This is a genomic window from Fulvimonas yonginensis (genome assembly GCF_037137055.1).
In the GTDB taxonomy this organism is placed as follows: domain Bacteria; phylum Pseudomonadota; class Gammaproteobacteria; order Xanthomonadales; family Rhodanobacteraceae; genus Frateuria_A; species Frateuria_A yonginensis.
Window position 1 is genome coordinate 21558 of sequence record NZ_JBBBNY010000016.1, and the last position, 20245, is coordinate 41802.

General features: G+C 70.4%; 21 protein-coding genes. 8 read left to right on the top strand and 13 right to left on the bottom strand.

Going from position 1 to position 20245, the window contains the following annotated elements; translation table 11 throughout:
* Nucleotides 1-4 precede the first annotated feature (4 nt).
* Together yhbY and WAT24_RS15400 are read left to right on the top strand one after the other, a co-directional pair.
* The gene (gene yhbY, locus WAT24_RS15395; RefSeq protein WP_336808782.1) at nt 5-301 is read left to right on the top strand and encodes a ribosome assembly RNA-binding protein YhbY; all 297 of its coding nucleotides are present in this window, start codon (nt 5-7) and stop codon (nt 299-301) included.
* The gene (locus WAT24_RS15400) at nt 301-681 is read left to right on the top strand and encodes an Mth938-like domain-containing protein (RefSeq protein WP_336808783.1); all 381 of its coding nucleotides are present in this window, start codon (nt 301-303) and stop codon (nt 679-681) included. Before yhbY ends, WAT24_RS15400 begins: the two co-directional genes overlap by 1 nt.
* Nucleotides 682-726: 45 nt before the next feature.
* Here the strand turns inward: WAT24_RS15400 and WAT24_RS15405 are convergent, their stop codons facing one another.
* Genes WAT24_RS15405 through surE form a run of 4 tightly spaced genes read right to left on the bottom strand, consistent with a single transcriptional unit; the run spans nt 727 to nt 3758 of the window.
* Nucleotides 727-1599 (bottom strand): peptidoglycan DD-metalloendopeptidase family protein, encoded by an 873-nt coding sequence (locus tag WAT24_RS15405; protein ID WP_425605313.1) that lies wholly within the window; start codon nt 1597-1599, stop codon nt 727-729.
* Between the two features lie 50 nt (nt 1600-1649).
* The gene (locus tag WAT24_RS15410; protein WP_336808785.1) at nt 1650-2258 is read right to left on the bottom strand and encodes a YqaA family protein; all 609 of its coding nucleotides are present in this window, start codon (nt 2256-2258) and stop codon (nt 1650-1652) included.
* A 31-nt stretch (nt 2259-2289) separates the two neighbouring features.
* A complete protein-coding gene (locus tag WAT24_RS15415; RefSeq protein WP_336808786.1) occupies nt 2290-2979 on the bottom strand; it encodes a protein-L-isoaspartate(D-aspartate) O-methyltransferase in 690 nt (229 codons plus the stop codon).
* The gene (gene surE / locus WAT24_RS15420) at nt 2979-3758 is read right to left on the bottom strand and encodes a 5'/3'-nucleotidase SurE (RefSeq protein ID WP_336808787.1); all 780 of its coding nucleotides are present in this window, start codon (nt 3756-3758) and stop codon (nt 2979-2981) included. The genes WAT24_RS15415 and surE overlap by 1 nt, the downstream gene beginning before the upstream one ends.
* A gap of 170 nt (nt 3759-3928) precedes the next feature.
* Between surE and WAT24_RS15425 the strand changes: the two genes are divergently transcribed.
* Nucleotides 3929-4477 carry a Smr/MutS family protein gene (locus WAT24_RS15425; protein WP_336808788.1) on the top strand — a complete coding sequence of 183 codons (549 nt, stop codon included), beginning with the start codon at nt 3929-3931 and terminating at the stop codon, nt 4475-4477.
* Between the two features lie 35 nt (nt 4478-4512).
* Nucleotides 4513-5136, top strand: a complete 624-nt coding sequence (locus WAT24_RS15430; protein WP_336808789.1) for a hypothetical protein — start codon at nt 4513-4515, stop codon at nt 5134-5136.
* Nucleotides 5137-5142: 6 nt separating this feature from the next.
* Here WAT24_RS15430 and truD read toward each other — a convergent pair whose 3' ends face one another.
* From truD to pyrG, 8 genes are all read right to left on the bottom strand, one after another.
* Nucleotides 5143-6180 carry a tRNA pseudouridine(13) synthase TruD gene (truD, locus tag WAT24_RS15435; protein WP_336808790.1) on the bottom strand — a complete coding sequence of 346 codons (1038 nt, stop codon included), beginning with the start codon at nt 6178-6180 and terminating at the stop codon, nt 5143-5145.
* A gap of 8 nt (nt 6181-6188) precedes the next feature.
* Nucleotides 6189-7577: a magnesium transporter gene (gene mgtE / locus WAT24_RS15440; protein ID WP_336808791.1), complete on the bottom strand. Its 1389-nt coding sequence runs from the start codon at nt 7575-7577 to the stop codon at nt 6189-6191.
* Nucleotides 7574-8047 carry a 2-C-methyl-D-erythritol 2,4-cyclodiphosphate synthase gene (ispF, locus tag WAT24_RS15445; protein ID WP_336808792.1) on the bottom strand — a complete coding sequence of 158 codons (474 nt, stop codon included), beginning with the start codon at nt 8045-8047 and terminating at the stop codon, nt 7574-7576. Before ispF ends, mgtE begins: the two co-directional genes overlap by 4 nt.
* Nucleotides 8047-8736 carry a 2-C-methyl-D-erythritol 4-phosphate cytidylyltransferase gene (ispD, locus tag WAT24_RS15450; protein ID WP_336808793.1) on the bottom strand — a complete coding sequence of 230 codons (690 nt, stop codon included), beginning with the start codon at nt 8734-8736 and terminating at the stop codon, nt 8047-8049. The genes ispF and ispD overlap by 1 nt, the downstream gene beginning before the upstream one ends.
* Nucleotide 8737: 1 nt before the next feature.
* Nucleotides 8738-9058, bottom strand: coding sequence for a cell division protein FtsB (gene ftsB, locus WAT24_RS15455; protein ID WP_336808794.1), 321 nt, complete (start codon nt 9056-9058; stop codon nt 8738-8740).
* Nucleotides 9059-9077: 19 nt separating this feature from the next.
* Nucleotides 9078-10376: a phosphopyruvate hydratase gene (gene eno / locus WAT24_RS15460; RefSeq protein ID WP_336808795.1), complete on the bottom strand. Its 1299-nt coding sequence runs from the start codon at nt 10374-10376 to the stop codon at nt 9078-9080.
* Nucleotides 10377-10498: 122 nt separating this feature from the next.
* Nucleotides 10499-11332: a 3-deoxy-8-phosphooctulonate synthase gene (gene kdsA, locus WAT24_RS15465; protein ID WP_336808796.1), complete on the bottom strand. Its 834-nt coding sequence runs from the start codon at nt 11330-11332 to the stop codon at nt 10499-10501.
* Between the two features lie 130 nt (nt 11333-11462).
* Nucleotides 11463-13136 carry a CTP synthase gene (pyrG, locus tag WAT24_RS15470; protein WP_336808797.1) on the bottom strand — a complete coding sequence of 558 codons (1674 nt, stop codon included), beginning with the start codon at nt 13134-13136 and terminating at the stop codon, nt 11463-11465.
* 329 nt (nt 13137-13465) lie between these two features.
* On the opposite strand from pyrG, the gene WAT24_RS15475 reads away from it, so the two are divergent.
* The 3 genes from WAT24_RS15475 (at nt 13466) to WAT24_RS15485 (ending at nt 18014) form a co-directional block, all read left to right on the top strand.
* Nucleotides 13466-15265, top strand: a complete 1800-nt coding sequence (locus WAT24_RS15475; protein ID WP_336808798.1) for an aminopeptidase P family protein — start codon at nt 13466-13468, stop codon at nt 15263-15265.
* Nucleotides 15266-15447: 182 nt separating this feature from the next.
* Nucleotides 15448-17337, top strand: coding sequence for a DNA topoisomerase IV subunit B (gene parE, locus WAT24_RS15480; protein ID WP_336808799.1), 1890 nt, complete (start codon nt 15448-15450; stop codon nt 17335-17337).
* Nucleotides 17338-17474: 137 nt separating this feature from the next.
* Nucleotides 17475-18014 carry a 3-hydroxyanthranilate 3,4-dioxygenase gene (locus tag WAT24_RS15485; protein WP_336808800.1) on the top strand — a complete coding sequence of 180 codons (540 nt, stop codon included), beginning with the start codon at nt 17475-17477 and terminating at the stop codon, nt 18012-18014.
* A 15-nt stretch (nt 18015-18029) separates the two neighbouring features.
* Here WAT24_RS15485 and WAT24_RS15490 read toward each other — a convergent pair whose 3' ends face one another.
* Nucleotides 18030-18581, bottom strand: a complete 552-nt coding sequence (locus WAT24_RS15490; RefSeq protein ID WP_336808801.1) for an NUDIX hydrolase — start codon at nt 18579-18581, stop codon at nt 18030-18032.
* Nucleotides 18582-18743: 162 nt separating this feature from the next.
* Between WAT24_RS15490 and WAT24_RS15495 the strand changes: the two genes are divergently transcribed.
* A complete protein-coding gene (locus WAT24_RS15495) occupies nt 18744-20228 on the top strand; it encodes an amino acid permease (RefSeq protein WP_336808802.1) in 1485 nt (494 codons plus the stop codon).
* Nucleotides 20229-20245: the final 17 nt, after the last annotated feature.

Sequence of the window (20245 nt, forward strand, 5' to 3'; positions counted from 1 at the left end):
GCGCATGCCCCTCTCCCCGTCCCAGCGCCGCTACCTGCGCAGTCTCGCCCACGACCTGCACCCGGTGATCCTGCTCGGCGCCAAGGGCGCCACGCCGGCGGTGGTGAAGGAACTGGACCTGGCGCTCGACCGCCACGAGCTGGTGAAGGTGAAGCTGTCCGGCGGCGACAGGGAACAGCGCGAGGCGCAGATCACCTATCTCAGCGAGGGTACCGGCGCCGAGAGCGTGCAGCAGATCGGCCACACCGTCACCCTGTTCCGCCGCAACGAGGACGAGCCCAAGCTCGCCCTGCCGCGCTGATGGACCTCTCGCTCGACCGCCCCGAGGGCTACCTGTTCGTCCGCCGCGTGGGCGAGCGGTCGATCACGGTGGTCGACCGCGAGATCGCCTCGAGCTTCGTGCTGGCTCCGGACCGGATGGTCGAGGACTGGCCGGTCGCCGACGTCGCCGCGCTCGACGAGGATGCCGGTGAAGCGGTCCGCGCGCTGCAGCCGGAAGTGGTGCTGCTGGGCACCGGCGCGCGCCAGCAGTTTCCCGCGGCGGCGTTCCTGGCCGGCTTCCTGCGCCGCGGGATCGGCATCGAGGTGATGGACAACGCCGCCGCCGCGCGCACCTACGACCTGCTGGCCGGCGAGGGGCGCCGGGTGGTCGCCGCCTTCATCCTTCCTCCGGCCGGTTGACGCCATCCTGCCCCGTACGCCGCGGTCACGGCGGCCGTGCATACCTCAGCGCCGCGGCAGGTAATCCAGCGGATCGACCGGATTGCCGTCGCGGCGGATCTGGAACTGCAGCTCGTCGCGCGATGCGCCGGTGGACCCCATCTCGGCGATCAGCTGCCCGGCGCTGACCCGCTGGCCTTCCTTCACCAGGCGCTTGCGATTGTGGCCGTAGGCGGACAGGAAGTCGTCGTTGTGCTTGATGATGATGAGCTCGCCGTAGCCCACCAGGCCGTTGCCGCTGTAGACCACCACGCCGTCCGCCGCCGCGCGCACCGGATCGCCGGCCTTGCCGGCCAGTTCGATGCCGGGAATCGCGTCGCCACTCTGGAAGCGCTTGATCAGGGTGCCGTCGGCCGGCCAGCGCCATTCCACCCCGCCGGCCGAGCGCGTGGCCCCGCGCGGCACCGCCGCCGGAGACGCGGCCGGGGGCGCGGGCGGCGCCGGCACGCTCGCGCCGGCGACCGGCACCGTGGCGGAGGGCGCGGGCGCCGCGTCCGAGGGCGCCGGCACCGGCTTGAACACCGGCGCCGCGGGCACGCGGTGCACAGGCCGGGGGCCCGCAGCGACGGCGCCGTGCGCCGGCGGCGTTAGGCGCAGCTGCTGGCCGGGCCAGATCGTGTAAGGCGGCGCGATGCGGTTCCACGCGGCCAGCGCACGGAAATCCAGACCATGCCGGAACGCGATCGAGTACAGGGTGTCGCCGCGCACCACGCGGTAGGTTCCGCGCGCGTCCGGCGCGGACGCGTGCGCCTGGGCCGGGTAGGAGCGGTTGCTCGGCTGGACCACCACCGTGCGGCGCGTCGGTCCGCAGGCGGCAAGAAGCAGCGCGGCCATGCATGCCGCCGGGAGACGCATCCTTCCGTTCATGCCGCCCAGCATACCCAGCCCACACGCGGATTTCACGAATGCGCGCCCCCGCGTATCCGCGCTCACCGCAGCCAGATCCACCACGCCACCAGCAGGGCCAGGATCACCACCGCGGCCCAGCCGATCCGCTCGATGTGCCGGTGCAGCAACCGCTCCGCCCGCTCGCCGAACAGCCGGATGAGCAGCGCCAGCAGCCATACCCGCTTGCCGCGCCCCACCGCCATGCAGACCAGGAACGGGACCACCGGCACGCCGACGATGCCCGACGCCCAGGTGACGAACTTCATCGGCACCACCGGCTGCAACGCAGCCAGCGCCAGCACCAGCAGCAGGCCCAGCCAGTGCTGGTTCATCTGCGCGCGCAGGCTGGCCACGCCCTGCTCGATCGGCGCGAGCAGGTGCAGCGAGGCGAGCAGCGGCTGCAGCGCCTGGAACGCCCAGTGGCCCAGCGCATAGCCGACCAGCGAGCCGAGCAGCGAGAACAGCAGGCTGACGTTGGCGAAGAAGAACGCCCGGTGCCGCTTGCCCAGCATCATCGGGGCGAGCATCACCTCGGGCATGATCGGGAAGATGAAGGCCTCGACGAAGCTCAGGCCACACAGGTAGTACACCGCCCGCGGATCGCGTGCCCAGGTGAGCGCGCGCGCGTAGAGCGTGCCGAACAGACGCATCAGGGGGTTCCTTCTCGCTGGGAGGGTGGCATCAGCCGATGCCACCGAGCAGCGGCACGAAGCTCACCGCGCCGAGTTCTTCCTGGACGAAGCCGCCCTGCCCGTCGCCGCGGATGCGCAGCAGCGTCTGGCTGCTGGGCGAGCCGACCGGCGCCACCAGCACGCCATCCGGCGCGAGCTGCTCCAGGACCTGGCTGGGCACCGCGTCGCCCGCCGCGGTGAGGATGATGGCGTCGAACGGCGCCTCGTCCGGCCAGCCGAGCTTGCCGTCGTCGTGGCGCGAACGCACGTTGGTCAGGCCGAGCTGGCGGAAGCGCCGCCGCGCCTGGCGCAGCAGTTCCTCGATGCGCTCGACGGTGAACACCTGCCCGACCAGCGCCGCCAGCACCACGGCCTGGTAGCCCGAGCCGGTGCCGATCTCCAGCACCCTCTGCGGCGCGCCTCCGCCGAAGTGTTCCAGCAGCGCCTCGGTCATGCGCGCGACCACCCACGGCTGCGAGATGGTCTGCCCGTGGCCGATCGGCAGCGCGGTGTTCTCGTAGGCGCGCGAGTGCAGCGCCTGGTCGATGAAATGATGGCGCGGCGTGTTGCGGATCACCTCGATCACGCGCGGGTCGCGGATGCCGCTCTCCTTGAGGCCGGCGGCCAGGCGGTCGCGCGCCCGCTGCGAGGTCATCCCCTCGCCCTTGAAGGCCGACGGCGGCAGCGGATGGATGTTCATCAGGCGGCCTTCTCGTCCATCGCGTCGGTCATTGCCTGCATCCAGCCGCTGATCTTCTCCAGCGCCTGGTAGCGGGTGAGATCCACGTGGATCGGGGTCACCGACACGTAGCCGCGACGCACCGCGTCGAAGTCGGTACCCGGGCCGTCGTCCTCGGCGCCGCCGGCCGGGCCGATCCACCAGATCGGGCGGCCGCGCGGGTCGGTCTGCGCGATGCACGGCGCGGAACGGTGGCGCTTGCCCAGGCGGGTGACCTCGAAGCCCTTGATCTCGTGCCAGGGCCGGTCGGGCACGTTGACGTTGAGGATGGTATCGGCCGGCAGCGGGTCGACCAGCAACCGTTTCATCAGCAGCAGCACGGCCTGCGCCGCCGAGCCGTAGTGCTCTCCCTTGTGGTCGCTGCTGGCCAGCGACACGGCGATGGCCGGCAGGCCGAGGAAGCGCCCCTCCATCGCGGCCGACACCGTACCGGAATAGATCACGTCGTCGCCGAGGTTGGACGAGTTGTTGATTCCGGAAACCACGATGTCGGGCTCGTCGTCGAGCAGGCCCGCCAGTGCCAGGTGCACGCAGTCGGTCGGGGTGCCGGCTACCCGGTACCAGCCGTCGCTCATCTTCGTGGCGCGGATGGGCGCATCCAGGGTGAGTGAATTGCTGGCGCCGGAGCGGTCGCGGTCGGGCGCCACCACCGTCACCTGCCCCACCGCGCCGAGGCATTCGGCCAATACGCGGATGCCGGGGGCATCCACGCCGTCGTCGTTGCTTACCAGGACTCGCATGGTGTTCCGTCGAAGAGGTACGCGAGCACGCCCCCGAGGCCGCGCTCCGATCCAGGCGAGTCTACCGGACCGGACGAAGCGTTTCAGCCGCAACGACCGCGAAACCGCGCGCGCCGCACCGTCCGGCGGGAACTCTGGCGCCCGCAGGCGCACTTGTTAGCATGTCCCCCATGAAGCGCCGCCCGCCCGTCCAGCCCGACGAGGACGACATCCGCCTGTTCCGCGACGCCATCGGCCCGGTGCGCGAGCTCCGCGCCGACGTGCCGCCGCCTCCCGCGCCGCGCCCGGCACCCCGCGCGCACATGCTCGAGGCGGACGAGGCCGCCGTGCCGGGCGAGCTGCTGGAGCTGGCGTTCGACCCGGCACTCATGGAAATCGGCGAGGAGCTGAGCTACCTGCGCGACGGCTACCCGCCGCGCCTGCTGCGCCAGCTCAAGCGCGGGCAGTTCAGCATCCAGGACGAGCTGGACCTGCACCACATGAACGCGGCCGCCGCGCAGGCCAGCATCGGCAGTTTCCTTGCCGAAGCCCGCCAGCACGGCCTGCGCTGCGTGCGCATCGTGCACGGCAAGGGCCTGCGCTCGAAGGCCGCCGGCCCCGTGCTCAAGGTGCTCACCGACCGCCTGCTTCGCCGGCGCGACGACGTGGTGGCGTTCGCCTCGGCACGCCCCGCCCAGGGCGGCACCGGCGCCGTGGTCGTGCTGCTGCGGCACGCCTGATCGCACGCTCCACCCATCAACCCAAGGGGAAAATCATGCGTCCACTCGGCCAACGCTTCCTTGCCATCTACGCAGGGGTCCTCACTGCCGTGTTCGCGGTCACCGTGCTGTGCGGCTTCGCCACCCGCAGCGGCAGCCTCGACACGCTGCGGGTCCAGCGTATCGACGTGGTCGAGCCGGACGGTACCTTGCGCATGGTCATCTCGGACCACGCGCGCCTGCCCGGCATCATCGTGCGCGGCAAGGAGCAGGCTTTCGACCGGCCTCAGGCCGGCATGCTGTTCTACAACGACGAAGGCTCGGAGAACGGCGGCCTGATCTTCGGCGGCCACCGCGATGCCCGCGGCGAGGTCGTGGACTCCGGCGGCAGCCTCTCGTTCGACCGCTACGACGCCAACCAGGTCGTCCAGTTGCTGGGCGTCGACGACCACGAGGACCGCATGGCCGGACTGGTGGTGTCGGACAGCCCGGAAAACGCGCCCGGGCACCGGCGCATCTGGCTGGGACGCGGCGACGATGGCGCCGCCACACTGGCTCTGATGGACGGCGCCGGACGCAAGCGCCTCCTGTTCCAGGTGCCCGCCGAGGGCGATCCCAGCCTGCTGTTCCTGGACGAGCACGGCAAGGTGGTGCAGCGACTCGCTCCGGCCCCGAAGTAGCTCGCTTCAGCGCGGTGGGCGGTCGCCACGCTCCGCGGGTGTCTGCGCCAGCTCCCGAACCACGACCGTGGCATAGGCGCCGGCGGGCAGCTCGAAGTTCAGCTCCAGCGCGTCGTCGGCAAGCCAGCGCCAGCGCAGGTGCCGTGGCAGCAGGCGCAGGGGGCGGCGTTCCTGCTCCAGGCGGGCGGCTGCCAGGCCTTGGGCGAGATCGCCGTCGCGGGTGGCGACCTCGCGCTCGAGCGCGCCCGCCGCGCCGGTCGTCGGCGGCTCGCCCTCGCCCCACAGCGGACCGGACGGATGGATGTCGCCTTGCGCGAGCCGTTCGGCGAGCGTGGCGCCGAACGGCTCGGGGCCGAACCACGAGCGCGAGCCGGCCAGCGACCAGACCTCGCCGTCCAGCGGCGTGTCCCACGCGCCCCGTTCCACCCGGGCGGCCAGCACGCCGTTGAACAGGTGCGAGCGTGCCGCCGAAAGCAGGAAGCCGCGCGTGTCGCGGTCCACCCTGCGACCGGCGAACATCGCCCGAGCCTGGGCCAGGTTGCCGCCTTCGCGGCCGAAACGCTGCTCCCCGAAGTAGTTGGGTACGCCGCGCGCGCGGGTCGCCTCGAGCACGCGCTCCGCCGCCGCGCGATCGCCGGCCGCCTCGCGCAGCACCAGCACGAACCGGTTGCCGCGCAGCGCGCCGCGCTTGAGCTTGCGGCCGTGCCGGGTGGCGGCCAGCACCTTCACCTCCGGGTGCGGGAAGACCGACCAGTCCGGGTCCGGCTTGCCGGCCAGCTGCACGGTGAAAGCCTGCCGCGTGACCGCGTGGCGGTCCTTCAGTCCGGCGTAACCGACGGCGACCGGCGGCACGCCGGCGAAACGCGCCAGCTCGCGCGCCACCCAGTCGGTAGTGGCGCCGCGCTTCTCCACCCACAGCAAGGCGTGCTCGCCGTGGCCGTCGGCCTCGTAACCGAGGATCTCCTCGACCTGGAAGTCCTCGGGAACCGCGCGCAGGCGGGCGGTCAGCGGGGGCCCGCCATGGGCATGGGGAAGTTCGTGCATTGACAGACCTACATCAGGAACAGCGTGGCCAGGCCGAGGAAGATGAAGAAGCCGCCGCTGTCGGTCATGGCGGTAATCATGACGCTGGAACCGAGCGCCGGGTCGCGTCCGAACTTCATCATCAGCATCGGAATGCCCACCCCGGCGAAGGCGGCCAGCAGCAGGTTGAGCGTCATCGCGGCGGTCATCACCAGGCCCAGCGCCACATTGCCGTAGAGCATCCAGGCGACGATCCCGATCACCCCGCCCCAGATCAGCCCGTTGAACAGCGACACGGCAAGTTCCTTGCGCCACAGCCGCCTGGCGCTGTCGGGCGTGATCTGGTTCAACGCCAGCGCGCGCACGATCATGGTGATGGTCTGGTTGCCGGAGTTGCCGCCGATGCCCGCCACGATGGGCATCAGCGTGGCCAGCGCGACCAGCCGCTGGATCGACCCCTCGAACAGGCCGATCACGCGCGAGGCGACGAAGGCAGTGACCAGGTTGATCGCCAGCCACGACCAGCGGTTGCGCAAGGACGCCCAGACCGGGGCGAAGATGTCCTCCTCCTCGCGCAGGCCGACGCGGCTGAGCGCTTCGCTTTCGCTCTCCTCGCGGATCACGTCGACCATGGCGTCGACCGTGATGCGGCCGATCAGCCGGCCGGCATCGTCCACCACCGGCGCGGTCACCAGGTCGTAGCGCTCGAACGCCTGCGCCACCTCGTAGGCGTCGTCGGCCGGATGGAAGGTGTTGACGTCCGGCGCCATCACCTCGCTCACCATCTTCTCCGGCGGATTGAGCAGCAGCCAGTGCAGCGGCAGCACGCCGGTGAGCACGTTGTCCTGGTTGATCACGAACAGCTTGTCGGTCTGCGCGGGCAGCTCGTCGAAGCGGCGCAGGTAGCGCAGCACGGTTTCCAGGCTCACGTCCTCGCGGATCGTGACCATCTCGAAGTCCATCAGCGCACCGACCTGGTCGTCCTCCCAGGACAGCGCCGACTGCACCCGCTCGCGCTGCTGCGCATCGAGGCTGGCCATCAGCTCGGGCAGCACCTCGGTCGGCAGGTCTTCGACCAGGTCGGCCAGCTCGTCCGCATCCAGCGGCTCGACCGCCGCGAGGATCTCGCCCTGGTCCATGTCCGCGATCAGCGATTCGCGGACCGCGTCGGACACCTCCAGCAGGATCTCGCCGTCGCGCTCGGCCTTGACCCGTTGCCAGACGGCCAGGCGCTGGTCCAGCGGCAAGGCCTCGAGCACGAAAGCGATGTCCGCCGGGTGCAGCGCATCGAGCAGCTGCTGCAGCTCGGCCTGCTCCAGCGGTGCCGGCGCCTCGGCCAGCCGGGCGAGCAGTTCGGTGATCGCCTCCAGCTGTTCGTGCAGCCGGTGGCTGGCGCCGCGGGTCTCGGCCTCGCTCACGCGCGCTCCAGCAGCACGCAGGCCTGCGCCGCGATGCCCTCGCCGCGACCGGTGAAGCCGAGCCGCTCGGTGGTGGTGGCCTTGATGCTGACACGGCCGATGTCGCAGCCGAGGTCCGCGGCCAGGTTCGCGCGCATCGCCTCGGCGTGCGGGCCGACCCTGGGCGACTCGCCGATCACGGTGACGTCCGCGTTGCCGAGCGCATGGCCGTGCTGCGCCATCAGCAGCGCGGCGTGGCGCAGGAACTGCCGGCTGTCGGCCCCGCGCCAGCGTCCGTCCGATGGCGGAAAGTGCCGGCCGATGTCGCCCAGAGCCAGGGCGCCGAAGATCGCGTCGCACAGCGCATGGATCACGACGTCCCCGTCGGAGTGCGCGACCACGCCGCGATGGTGCGGGATGCGCACGCCGCCCAGCACGACGACGTCGCCCTCGCCGAACGCGTGCACATCGAAGCCCTGGCCTATGCGCATCACTGGGTCCTCGCTAGCAGGAACTCGGCGAGCGCGAAATCCGCCGCCGTGGTCACCTTGATGTTGTCCTCCGCGCCCTCGACCAGCAACGGCGCGTGCCCGGCCCGCTCCATCGCCATCGCCTCGTCGCTGACCACGATGCCCTCGCGGCAGGCCGCCTCGAGTGCCGCTACAAGCTGCCCGCGACGGAACATCTGCGGCGTGAAGGCGCGCCAGCGCTGCTCGCGCGGCTCGGTGACGCGACTGCGGCCGCGGTCGTCGGCGCGCTTCAGGGTATCGCGCAGCGGCGCGCCGAGCAGGCCGCCATCCGCCGCCGATGCCACCTCGATGAGGCGGTCGACGTCGGCCACGCGTACGCAGGGGCGCGCCGCGTCGTGGACCAGCACGAAATCGTCCGTCCCCACGCCGGCCGGCAGCGCGCGCAGGCCGGCGAGCACCGAATCGGCCCGCTCGCCGCCGCCGAGCGTGGTCAGCACGGGCTTGCCGTGCAGTGATTCCAGGCCCGGCCAGCGCGCGTCGTCAGCCGCCAGAGCGACCAGCAGGCCGGCGATGCGCGGGTGCGCCGCCAGCCGCTCCAGGGTGTGCAGGATCAAGGCCCGCCCGGCCAGCGGCAGGTATTGCTTGGGACAGTCGCCGCCGACCCGGGTGCCGCGCCCGGCGGCCGGTACCACGCACCACAACGGCGCCACGTCAGTGCCCGCCGTCGCCGGCCGGCGGTGCGCTGGCCGCACCGGCGGGTTGTTCGACCACCTGGTAGAACGTCTCGCCGGGCTTGATCAGGCCCAGCTCCGCACGCGCGCGCGCTTCCACCGCCTGTTCGCCATGCTTGAGGTCGCTGACGTCGGCGGCCAGGGCCTGGTTGCGCTGGCGCAGCCGGTCGTTGTCGGCGTTCTGCCTGGCCACCGCGGCGCGCAGGGTGTGTACCTCGCGCATGCCGCCGCTGCCGGTCCACAGCTTGAGCTGCAGGCCGATCAGGATCACGAGCAGGACCAGGGCGATCCAGCGCAGCATGGGCGATGCGTACTCCGCCTCAGCTCGGCAGGCGGGCGAGGTTGGGAAACGCGTCGCGGCCGGCGTAGCGGGCGGCGCTGCCCAGCTGCTCCTCGATGCGCAGCAGCTGGTTGTACTTGGCCACGCGATCGGTACGGCACAGCGAGCCGGTCTTGATCTGCGTCGCGGTGGTCGCCACGGCGATGTCCGAGATGGTGGTGTCCTCGGTCTCGCCCGAGCGGTGCGAGACCACCGCCGCATACCTGGCCGCGCCGGCCATGGCGATGGCTTCCAGCGTCTCGGACAGGGTGCCGATCTGGTTGACCTTGATCAGGATGGCGTTGGCGATGTGCTTCTCGATGCCCTCGCGGAAGATCGACGGGTTGGTGACGAACAGGTCGTCGCCCACCAGCTGCACGCTCTGGCCCAGGCGCTCGGTGAGCAGCTTCCAGCCGTCCCAGTCGCCCTCGGCCATGCCGTCCTCGATGGTGACGATCGGGTAGTCCTTGGCCCAGCCGGCCAGCAGGTCGACGAACTGCTCGGGGCTATAGGCCTTGCCTTCGCCTTCGAGGTCGTACTTGCCGTTCTTGAAGAACTCCGAGCTGGCCACGTCCAGCCCCAGCAGGATCTCGCTGCCGACCTTGTAGCCGGCCTTGTTCACCGCTTCCAGGATGGTATCCAGCGCCTCGATGTTCGAACGCAGGTTCGGGGCGAAGCCGCCCTCGTCGCCGACGGCCGTGCTGAGGCCCTTGCCCTTGAGCACGCTCTTGAGGGCGTGGAAGATCTCCGCGCCGGCGCGCAGCGCCTCGGCGAAGTTCGGTACGCCGACCGGCAGGATCATGAACTCCTGCACGTCGACGTTGTTGTCGGCATGCGCGCCGCCGTTGACGATGTTCATCATCGGCACCGGCAGGCTGCCCGGCTTGCCGTGCGCGAGGTACTTCCACAGCGGCTCGCCGCGCGAGGCCGCCACCGCGTGCGCCGCGGCCATTGACACGCCCAGCAGCGCGTTGGCGCCGAGCTTGCCCTTGTTCGGGGTGCCGTCCAGCGCGATCAGCTTGCCGTCCAGGCCCTTCTGGTCGGCGGCGTCGAAGCCCATCAGCGCCTCGGCGATCGCGCCGTTGACGTTGGCGACCGCCTTGGTCACGCCCTTGCCGCCGTAGCGCGCCTTGTCGCCGTCGCGCAGCTCCACCGCCTCGCGCGAGCCGGTCGAGGCGCCGCTGGGCACCGCGGCCCGGCCGAACGCGCCGCCGGCCAGGGTCACTTCGGCTTCCAGCGTGGGGTTGCCGCGCGAGTCGAGGATTTCACGGGCGTGGATGCGGGTGATCGTCGTGGTCATGGTGGTCCGTTCTGTCAGGGTGGCGTCAATGTCGTTGCTTGTCCCGCAGGAGCACGCTTGCTTGCGATGCTCTCAGCTCCGGCGTGGCATGGGAGCGAAAGGCATCGCGGGCGAGCCCGCTCCTACAGGGTCTGTTCGAGGAAGCCGTGCCGCTTGGTCGCCGCGTCCAGCTCCATGAGGGTCTCCAGCAGCGCCTCCATCTTGCCCAGCGGCCATGCGTTCGGGCCGTCGGAGAGCGCCTTGCTCGGGTCCGGGTGCGTCTCGGCGAACAGGCCGGACACGCCGACGGCGACCGCCGCGCGCGCCAGCACCGGCACGAACTCGCGCTGGCCGCCGGAGCTCGCGCCCTGGCCGCCCGGCAACTGCACCGAATGGGTCGCGTCGAACACCACCGGGCAGCCGGTTTCGCGCATCACGCTCAGGCTGCGCATGTCCGAGACCAGGTTGTTGTAACCGAAACTGGCCCCGCGTTCGCAGACCATGATCGCCTCGTTGCCCACGGCCTTGGCCTTGGCCACCACGTGCTTCATGTCCCACGGCGCCAGGAACTGACCTTTCTTGATGTTCACCGGCTTGCCGGCACGCGCGACATTCTGGATGAAGTCGGTCTGGCGGCACAGGAAGGCCGGCGTCTGCAGCACGTCCACGACCGCGGCCACCTCGTCCATCGGCGTGTACTCGTGCACGTCGGTGAGCACCGGCACCCCGATCTGGCGCCTGACCTCGCCGAGGATGCGCAGACCCTCCTCCAGGCCGGGGCCGCGGAAGCTCTGGCCGGAGGATCGGTTGGCCTTGTCGAAGCTCGACTTGAAGATGAAGTTCACGCCCAGCCGGCCGGTGATCTCCTTGAGCTTGCCGGCGGTGTCCAGCTGCAGCTGCTCGGACTCCACCACGCAGGGGCCCGCGATGAGGAACAGGGGCTGGTCCAGGCCGATTTCGAAACCGCAAAGATTCATGGTGTTTCCCGTTGCTACGTGCCAGCGCGGGACGCGCGGCCCCGCTCGGCAGGGCCGGCCTGCGGGCCGCAAGCGTGGTGGAATCCCGCATCCGCGGGCTTGGGGGCCGGGGGCGTCGCCACGCGCCGGCTCATGCCCGCGCCTGCGCCCCCGCCAGCTTCTCGCCCTCGCGCACCGCCTTGAATTCGCGCGCCGCCTCGACGAAACCGGTAAACAGCGGATGGCCGTCGCGCGGGGTCGAGGTGAACTCGGGGTGCGCCTGGCAGGCCAGGAACCAGGGGTGCTTCTGCCGCGGCAGCTCGATGATCTCCACCAGCAGGTCGTCCATCGACTTGCCCGAGATCACCAGGCCCAGGTCCTCGAACGCCTGGCGGTACAGATTGTTGAACTCGTAGCGGTGGCGGTGACGTTCGCGCACGACCTCGTGACCGTAGAGCTCGCGCGCCAGCGTGCCGGTCTTCAGGCGGCATTCCTGCGCGCCCAGGCGCATGGTGCCGCCCAGGTCCGAATGCTCGCTGCGCTGCTCGACCTCGCCCGCGGCGGTGGTCCACTCGGTGATCAGCGCGATCACCGGGTGGGTGGTGTTGCGGTCGTTCTCGCTGGAATCGGCATCGGCCAGGCCGGCGACGTGGCGGGCGAAGTCGACCACCGCCGCGTGCATGCCGTAGCAGATGCCGAAGTACGGCACGCCGTGCTCGCGGGCGTACCTGGCCGCCAGCACCTTGCCCTCGAAGCCGCGCTTGCCGAAGCCGCCCGGCACCAGGATGGCGTCCACGCCGCCCAACACCTTCTGCGCGCCCTCGGCCTCGACCTGCTCGGAGTCGATCCATTCCAGGTTGACGCGGGTCTGCTGCTTGATCCCGCCGTGGCGCAGCGCCTCGCCGAGCGACTTGTAGGCGTCCTTGTGCTCCACGTACTTGCCGACGATGGCGATGGTGACCTCGTCCTTGGGGTGCTCCACCGCCTCCACCGTGCGGCGCCAGCTGGAGAGGTCCGCCGGGCGGGCGTCCAGCCCCAGGCGCCGCACCACGATCTCGTCCAGCCCCTGGCTGTGCAGCCACAACGGCGTCTTGTAGATGACGTCCACGTCCACCGCGCTGATCACCGCGTTCTCCGGGACGTTGGTGAACAGCGCGATCTTGCGGCGCTCGCCCTCGGGCAGCGGCTCCTCGCAGCGGCACAGCAGGATGTCCGGCTGGATGCCGATCGAGCGCATCTCCTTGACCGAGTGCTGGGTCGGCTTGGTCTTGATCTCGCCGGCGGCCTTGATGAAGGGCACCAGGGTCAGGTGCATGAACAGGCACTTCTCCGGGCCGTGCTCGATGCGCAGCTGGCGGATCGCCTCCAGGAACGGCAGCGACTCGATGTCGCCCACCGTGCCGCCGATCTCCACCAGCGCCACGTCGAAGCCACGGGTGGCCTCGTGGATGGTGTGCTTGATCTCGTCGGTGATGTGCGGGATCACCTGCACGGTGGCGCCCAGGTAGTCGCCGCGGCGCTCCTTGCGGATCACGCTCTCGTAGATCTTGCCGGTGGTGATCGAGTTCTTGCCGGTCAGCCGCGTGTGGACGAAGCGCTCGTAGTGGCCCAGGTCCAGGTCGGTCTCGGCGCCGTCGTCGGTGACGTAGACCTCGCCGTGCTGGAAGGGACTCATGGTGCCCGGATCCACGTTGATGTAGGGATCGAGCTTCATCATGGTGACCGAGAGACCGCGCGCCTCGAGGATGGACGCAAGCGACGCCGCCGCGATGCCCTTGCCGAGGGAGGACACCACACCGCCGGTGACGAAAATCAGGGGGGTCATGGAATGCAGCCGTGCTGGAAATCGGCATTTTAGCGGGTGACGGGGCCGGCGGCGAGAGATTCCGCGGCGTCGGTTCACGCTCGAGCCCGTCCGCCTCGGGAAAGGGGGCCGAGGCAAGGGTCCGGCAGGTCCGGGGGCCGCCACCTGCCCTCGGCCTCCGGGGACACGGGGCTCGACGTCGCCCCTGTCCCACGCCGTTCGCCTGAGCGTAGGCGCGAAGCGCCGAAGTCGCAGGGTTCCCCCACGGCCGCCGCGTCGGCAACCGACTCCGGCTCTGCGCGCCCACGCTCGGCGGGAACGGTTGCGGGCGAAGGCGCTAGCATGGGCGCATGAGCAACCCCATCCCCTCCCGCCTGGCCGCCCTGCGCCAGGCCATGCAGCGCCACGGCGTCGCCGCCTGCCTGGTCCCCACCGCCGATCCGCACCTGTCCGAATACCTGCCCGCGCACTGGGCGGCGCGCGAGTGGCTGTCCGGCTTCACCGGCTCGGCCGGCACGCTGGTGGTGACCGCGACCGACGCCGGCCTGTGGACGGACTCGCGCTACTTCGCCCAGGCCGAGCAACAACTGGCCGGCAGCGGCATCGCGCTGAAGAAGCAGAAGGTTTCGCACGCGCCCGAGCACCTGCAATGGCTGCAGCAGCACCTGGGCGACGGCGAGGTGCTGGCGGTGGCGGGCGACAGCCTCTCCGTTGCCGCCCGCCGGCAGATCGAGCGCCTGCTGAGCGAGGCCGGCGCGCGCGTGCGCACCGACCTGGACCTGCCGGGCGAGGTCTGGACCGACCGACCGCCCCTGCCCAGGGCGCCGGTGTTCGAGCACCCGGCCGGCTACCCGGGCGCCACGCGCGCGGAAAAGCTCGAGCGCCTGCGTGCCGCGCTACGCCGCCAGCAGGCCACCCATCATCTGGTGTCCAGCCTGGACGACATCGCCTGGCTGAGCAACCTGCGCGGCAGCGACGTGGAATGCAATCCGGTGTTCCTGGCGCATCTGCTGGTCGAGAGCGAGGACCGAGCGACGCTCTTCGTCGACCGTGGCAAGCTCTCGGACGCGCTGGTCGTCGCCCTGTCCGCCGACGGCGTGCGCATCGCCGACTACGCCACGGTCACCGACGCGCTGGGCGAACTGGGCGCAGACGCCCGCCTGCTGCTGGACCCCGCCCGCGTGGTGTGCGCAGTGGCCGACGCCATCGGCGCGGACGCCACGCGCCTGGAGGCCGCCAACCCCTCGACCGCCGCCAAGGCGCGCAAGAGCGAGCCGGAGCTGGAACACATCCGGGAGGTGATGCGCCGCGACGGCGCCGCGCTGGTGCGCGCCTTCCGCCGGCTGGAGGAGCGCCTGGCCGCCGGCATGCACCAGACCGAGCTCGACGTCGACGCCCTGCTGCGCGAGGAGCGCTCGGCCCAGCCCGGCTTCGTCGGCGAGAGCTTCGCCACCATCGCCGGCTACCAGGCCAACGGCGCCCTGCCGCACTACCGCGCCACGCCCGAGGCGCACAGCACGTTGCAGCGCAAGGGCCTGCTGCTGGTCGACTCCGGCGGCCAGTACCTGGGCGGCACCACCGACATCACCCGCGTGCTGGCGCTGGGCGAGACCACCGCCGAGCAGCGCCGCGATGCCACGCTGGTCATGAAGGGGCTGATCGCCCTCTCGCGCGCCCGCTTTCCCAAGGGTGCCAGCGGCCCGCAGCTCGACGCGCTGGCGCGCGCGCCGCTGTGGGCCTGCGGCCTGGACTACGGCCACGGCACCGGCCACGGCGTGGGCTACTTCCTCAACGTGCACGAGGGCCCGCATTCGATCCGCCCGCCGGTCACCGGCGGCGGGCTGGTGCCGCTGGAGCCGGGCATGATCACCTCGATCGAGCCGGGCCTGTACAAGCCGGCGCGCCACGGCATCCGCCACGAGAACCTGGCGGTGGTGGTGCAGGCGGACCAGACCGAATTCGGCGAGTTCTACGCCTTCGAGACGCTGACGCTGTGCCCGTTCGACCGCCGCGCGCTGGAACCGGGCCTGCTCAACCCCGAAGAGCGCGCCTGGCTGGACGACTACCACGCCACCGTGCGCGCGGCGCTGGCGCCCCTGCTCGAGGCGGCCGACCTGGCCTGGCTCGAGCGCCACTGCACCCCGCTCTAGCCCTGCCTCCTGTAGCCGCGAGCTTGCTCGCGATGCCTTTGCGTTTGGCGCCCCACCGCCGTTAAAGCCGAGACCATCGCGAGCACGCTCGCTCCTCCATCAGGTGACAGCCGCGGCATGCTTGACCAGCGCGCCCGGCTCTCGCCATGCTGCGGCGCTTCCGTTTCCGATCGATCCCACGCATGAGCAGTCGCTACAACGCCGCCGACATCGAAGTCCTCTCCGGCCTCGATCCCGTCAAACGCCGCCCCGGCATGTACACGGACACCTCGCGCCCCAACCATCTGGCGCAGGAAGTGATCGACAACTCGGTGGACGAGGCGCTGGCCGGCCACGCGAAGTCCATCGAGGTGGTGCTGCATGCCGACGGCTCGGTGGAGGTAACCGACGACGGCCGCGGCATGCCGGTGGACATCCACCCGGAGGAAGGCGTGCCGGGCGTGGAGCTGATCCTCACCCGCCTGCACGCGGGGGGCAAGTTCAGCGGCAAGAACTACAACTTCTCCGGCGGCCTGCACGGCGTGGGCGTATCGGTGGTCAATGCGCTGTCGCAGCGGGTGGAAGTGACCATCCGCCGCGACGGCAACGAATACCGCATGGCCTTCGAGCACGGCGACCGCGTCAGCGAGCTGGAGGTCATCGGCTCGGTGCCGAAGAAGAAAACCGGCACCACCGTGCGTTTCTGGGCCGACCCGAAGTACTTCGACTCGCCGAAGATTTCCGTGCCCAAGCTCAAGCACCTGCTGCGCGCCAAGGCGGTGCTGTGCGCGGGCCTGAGCGTGAAGCTGATCGACCAGGCCGGCGGCGAGACCAGCGAGTGGCACTACGAGGACGGCCTGCGCGACTACCTGCGCGGCGAGCTGGACGGTGCCGAGGCGATTCCGGCCGAGCTGTTCGTGCACCACGTGCAGCGCGAGACCGAGGGCCTGGACGTGGCGCTCACCTGGGTGCCCGAGGGCGAACTGGTGCAGGAAAGCTACGTCAACCTGATCCCCACCGCGCAGGGAGGCACTCACGTCAACGGCCTGCGCTCGGGCCTGACCAACGCCATCCGCGAGTTCTGCGACATCCGCAACCTGCTGCCGCGCGGCGTCAAGCTGGCGCCCGAGGACGTATGGGAGCGCCTGGCCTTCGTGCTCTCGGCCAAGCTGCAGGACCCGCAGTTCGCCGGCCAGACCAAGGAGCGCCTGTCCTCGCGCAACGCGGCGGCGCTGTGCGAAAACGTGGTGCACGACGCCTTCAGCCTGTGGCTCAACCAGCACGTGGACCTCGGCGAGAAGATCGCCCAGCTCGCCATTGAGCGCGCCAGCGCGCGCCTGAAGGCGGCCAAGCAGGTGGTGCGCAAGAAGATCACCCAGGGTCCCGCCCTGCCCGGCAAGCTGGCCGACTGCACCGCGACCGACCTCACCCGCACCGAGCTGTTCCTGGTCGAGGGCGACTCGGCCGGCGGCAGCGCCAAGCAGGCACGCGACAAGGAGTTCCAGGCGATCCTGCCGCTGCGCGGCAAGATCCTGAACACCTGGGAGGTGGAATCCACCTCGGTACTTGCTTCGGAGGAGGTGCACAACCTCGCCGTGGCAATCGGCTGCGACCCCGGCAAGGACGACCTGTCCGGCCTGCGCTACGGCAAGATCATCATCCTGGCCGACGCCGACTCCGACGGCCTGCATATCGCCACCCTGCTCTCGGCGCTGTTCCTGCGCCACTTCCCGGCGCTGGTGCGCGAGGGCCACGTGTTCGTGGCGATGCCGCCGCTGTTCCGCGTGGACGTGGGCAAGCAGGTCTTCTACTGCCTGGACGAGGCCGAGAAGCAGTCCATGCTGCAGAAGGTCGAGCGCGAGAAGATGAAGGGCGCGGTCACCGTTACCCGCTTCAAGGGCCTGGGCGAGATGAACCCGGCGCAGCTGCGCGAGTCCACCATCCACCCGGATACCCGTCGCCTGGTGCAGCTCACGGTCGACGACAACGAAGCCACCGCCAAGCTGATGGACCTGCTGCTCGCCAAGAAGCGCGCCGGCGACCGCAAGAGCTGGCTGGAGGAAAAGGGCGACCTGGCGACGCTGGAGGTGTGACGCCTGGCTCCCTCTCCACGCGGGGCGAGGTTTGGAGTGAGGGGCCCTTCTTGCGGTAGATTGCATCTGCCTCGACGCCAGTCCGCCCCTCACCCCGGTCCTCTCCCAGTGGGGAGGGGACGAAAAGCGAGATGCCCATGCCCCTGCTCCCGCCCATCAACCTGCAACGCTGGATCGACGAGCACCGGCACCTGCTCAAGCCGCCGGTCGGCAACAAGTGCATCGTGGACGGCGACTTCATCGTGATGATCGTCGGCGGCCCGAACGCGCGCACCGACTACCACTACGAGGAAGGCCCGGAGTTCTTCTACCAGCTCCAGGGCGAGATGGTGCTCAAGGTGCAGGACGAGGGCGTGGCGCGCGACATCCCGATCCGCGCCGGTGAGTTGTTCTATCTGCCCCCGCGCGTGCCGCACTCGCCGCAACGCATGCCCGACTCGGTGGGCCTGGTGATCGAGCGCAAGCGTCTTGCCGGCGAGCAGGACGGCCTGCTGTGGTTCTGCGAGCGCTGCAACCACAAGCTGTACGAGGAGTACTTCACGCTGCAGAGCATCGAGCAGGACTTCCCGCCGGTGTTCGAACGCTTCTACCGCTCGCGCGAGGCACGCACTTGCGATGCCTGCGGGCACCTCAACCCGGCGCCCGCGCGCTATGCCGAAACGGCTTCACTCCCGTAGGAGCGGACTCCTGCCCTACCCGGCCCGCACCAGCCACCGCTGCGCCATGCGGCGCAGGGACAGGTCGGCCTCCGCGTCCGCGGCGATCTCCCGGATCGGCCGCCAGGCCAGCGCCAGCGATTCCTCGCCGAGCGCAAAGGCTTCGCTGCCCGTCGCACGCACCACGTAGCGCACGTCATAGTGCCAGTGCGCCGGCTCGGTGGCGCGCGCGGGAATGAGGTGGCGGTCCAGGTCGAAAATGTCGGGCTCGACCACCAGGCCGCGCAGGCCGGATTCCTCCTCGGCCTCCCGCAAGGCTACCCGCGCCAGATCGCGGTCGCCGTCGGCATGGCCGCCCAGCTGCAGCCAGCGGTCGAGCTTGCGGTGATGGGTCAGCAGCACGCGCTCCCCGTCGGCACTGACCAGCCACGCCGAACCGGTGAAGTGACCGGGCGCGTGGCTGCGCTCGAACACCTCCGGAGCACTCGCAAGGAAGGCGCGGAAGCTGGCGGCTTCCTCGGCCTGAAGGGAACGGTCCGCGTGCTGTCGCAGTGCGGCATCGAGTGCTTCGGTGGGGAGCGTCGTCATCGGCGTCGAGGCGGGGGAGCCACCACGATTCTACGTGGACCACCCCCTGTCTTGTGGCGCTTGTACCCCCAGTCACGCTCGGCTAAGGTTGCCCGTCACGTCGGCTCGACGCGTAGCTAACGCAAGGGTCGGGGAGCACGCCGTCTATCCATGGGGAACGTCATGCTGTTTAAGCGCGTCAAGCCGCTCGATCAGATTCTCGCGACTGCAGAAAAGAAAGGCCTCACCCGCCAGCTCGGGCCGATCCAGCTGACCATGCTGGGCATCGGCGCCATCATCGGCACCGGCATCTTCGTGCTTACCGCCGAGGCCGGCCAGAAGGCCGGACCGGGCATGATGATCTCCTTCGTCATCGCGGCGATCGTCTGCGGCCTGGCCGCGCTCGCCTATGCCGAGCTCGCCTCGATGGTGCCGGTCGCCGGCTCGGCCTACACCTACACCTACGGCGTGATGGGCGAAGGGCTGGCCTGGATCGTCGGCTGGGCACTGGTACTCGAATACACGATCGCCGCCAGCACCGTGTGCGTGGGCTGGGCCGGCTACTTCAACGGCCTGCTGGCCAGTCGCGGCCTGGGCCTGCCGATGTTCCTGCGGGTGGGGCCGCTGGACGGCGGCGGCTTCAACCTGTTCGCCTGCCTGATCGGCCTGGTGATCACGGGCCTGCTGGTGATCGGCACCAGCAAGTCGGCCAAGGTCAATGCGGCGCTCGTTCTGATCAAGGTGATCGCGCTCACCGTGTTCATCGTGATCGCGCTGCCGCGCGTCCAGGACGTGAACTTCCACCCCTTCACCCCCAATGGCTGGGGCAGCCCGATGGGTGGCATCGGCGTGCTCGGCGCCGCGGCGTCGATCTTCTTCGCCTACGTGGGCTTCGATGCGATCTCGACGGCGGCCGAGGAAACCAAGAACCCGAACCGCAACATCCCGATCGGCCTGCTCGGCGCGCTCGGCGTGTGCACCGTTTACTACCTGCTGGTGAGCTACGGCGCGATCGGCGCCGTGGGCGCGCAGCCGGTGGTCGGCCCGGACGGCTCGGCGATCCAGCCGGGTACGCCGGCGATGGCCGCGGCCTGCCAGGGTTCGCAGGCGCTGGTTTGCAGCAAGGAGGCCCTGGCCCACGCCGTGCGCCTGCTCGACCACCCGTGGTGGGGCAACTTCATCGGCGCCGCGGCCAGCCTCGCGCTGCCCTCGGTCATCCTGACCATGACCTACGGCCAGACCCGCATCTTCTTCACCATGGCGCGCGACGGCCTGCTGCCGGAATCGCTGGCCAAGATCCATCCGCGCTTCCACACCCCGCACGTGATCACGCTGATCACCGGCACCTTCGTCTCGCTGTTCGGCGCCCTGTTCCCGGTCGGCGCCCTGGCCGACGTGACCAACTCCGGTACGCTGTTCGCCTTCATGATGGTGGCGCTCGGTGTGCTCATCCTGCGCGTCAAGCAGCCCGACCGCCCGCGCTCGTTCCGCACGCCGATGGCCTGGGTGGTCTGCCCGCTGGCCGTCATCGGCTGCGTGCTGCTGTTCCTCAACCTGTCGAAGGTGACCATGTACGTGTTCTTCGGCTGGGCGGCGGTCGGCCTGGTGGTCTACTACCTCTACGGTTACCGCAAGAGCCACCTCGCCAACGGCACCGAGCCGGCGTAACGGCCGCGTAGCGCACC

Excerpts from the sequence above, each read along its gene's own strand:
- yhbY (WP_336808782.1), top strand. The coding sequence starts at position 5 with ATGCCCCTCTCCCCGTCCCAGCGCCGCTACCTGCGCAGTCTCGCCCAC.
- WAT24_RS15400 (WP_336808783.1), top strand. The coding sequence starts at position 301 with ATGGACCTCTCGCTCGACCGCCCCGAGGGCTACCTGTTCGTCCGCCGC.
- WAT24_RS15405 (WP_425605313.1), bottom strand. The coding sequence starts at position 1,599 with ATGCTGGGCGGCATGAACGGAAGGATGCGTCTCCCGGCGGCATGCATG.
- WAT24_RS15410 (WP_336808785.1), bottom strand. The coding sequence starts at position 2,258 with ATGCGTCTGTTCGGCACGCTCTACGCGCGCGCGCTCACCTGGGCACGC.
- WAT24_RS15415 (WP_336808786.1), bottom strand. The coding sequence starts at position 2,979 with ATGAACATCCATCCGCTGCCGCCGTCGGCCTTCAAGGGCGAGGGGATG.
- surE (WP_336808787.1), bottom strand. The coding sequence starts at position 3,758 with ATGCGAGTCCTGGTAAGCAACGACGACGGCGTGGATGCCCCCGGCATC.
- WAT24_RS15425 (WP_336808788.1), top strand. The coding sequence starts at position 3,929 with ATGAAGCGCCGCCCGCCCGTCCAGCCCGACGAGGACGACATCCGCCTG.
- WAT24_RS15430 (WP_336808789.1), top strand. The coding sequence starts at position 4,513 with ATGCGTCCACTCGGCCAACGCTTCCTTGCCATCTACGCAGGGGTCCTC.
- truD (WP_336808790.1), bottom strand. The coding sequence starts at position 6,180 with ATGCACGAACTTCCCCATGCCCATGGCGGGCCCCCGCTGACCGCCCGC.
- ispF (WP_336808792.1), bottom strand. The coding sequence starts at position 8,047 with ATGCGCATAGGCCAGGGCTTCGATGTGCACGCGTTCGGCGAGGGCGAC.
- ftsB (WP_336808794.1), bottom strand. The coding sequence starts at position 9,058 with ATGCTGCGCTGGATCGCCCTGGTCCTGCTCGTGATCCTGATCGGCCTG.
- eno (WP_336808795.1), bottom strand. The coding sequence starts at position 10,376 with ATGACCACGACGATCACCCGCATCCACGCCCGTGAAATCCTCGACTCG.
- kdsA (WP_336808796.1), bottom strand. The coding sequence starts at position 11,332 with ATGAATCTTTGCGGTTTCGAAATCGGCCTGGACCAGCCCCTGTTCCTC.
- pyrG (WP_336808797.1), bottom strand. The coding sequence starts at position 13,136 with ATGACCCCCCTGATTTTCGTCACCGGCGGTGTGGTGTCCTCCCTCGGC.
- WAT24_RS15475 (WP_336808798.1), top strand. The coding sequence starts at position 13,466 with ATGAGCAACCCCATCCCCTCCCGCCTGGCCGCCCTGCGCCAGGCCATG.
- parE (WP_336808799.1), top strand. The coding sequence starts at position 15,448 with ATGAGCAGTCGCTACAACGCCGCCGACATCGAAGTCCTCTCCGGCCTC.
- WAT24_RS15485 (WP_336808800.1), top strand. The coding sequence starts at position 17,475 with ATGCCCCTGCTCCCGCCCATCAACCTGCAACGCTGGATCGACGAGCAC.
- WAT24_RS15490 (WP_336808801.1), bottom strand. The coding sequence starts at position 18,581 with ATGACGACGCTCCCCACCGAAGCACTCGATGCCGCACTGCGACAGCAC.
- WAT24_RS15495 (WP_336808802.1), top strand. The coding sequence starts at position 18,744 with ATGCTGTTTAAGCGCGTCAAGCCGCTCGATCAGATTCTCGCGACTGCA.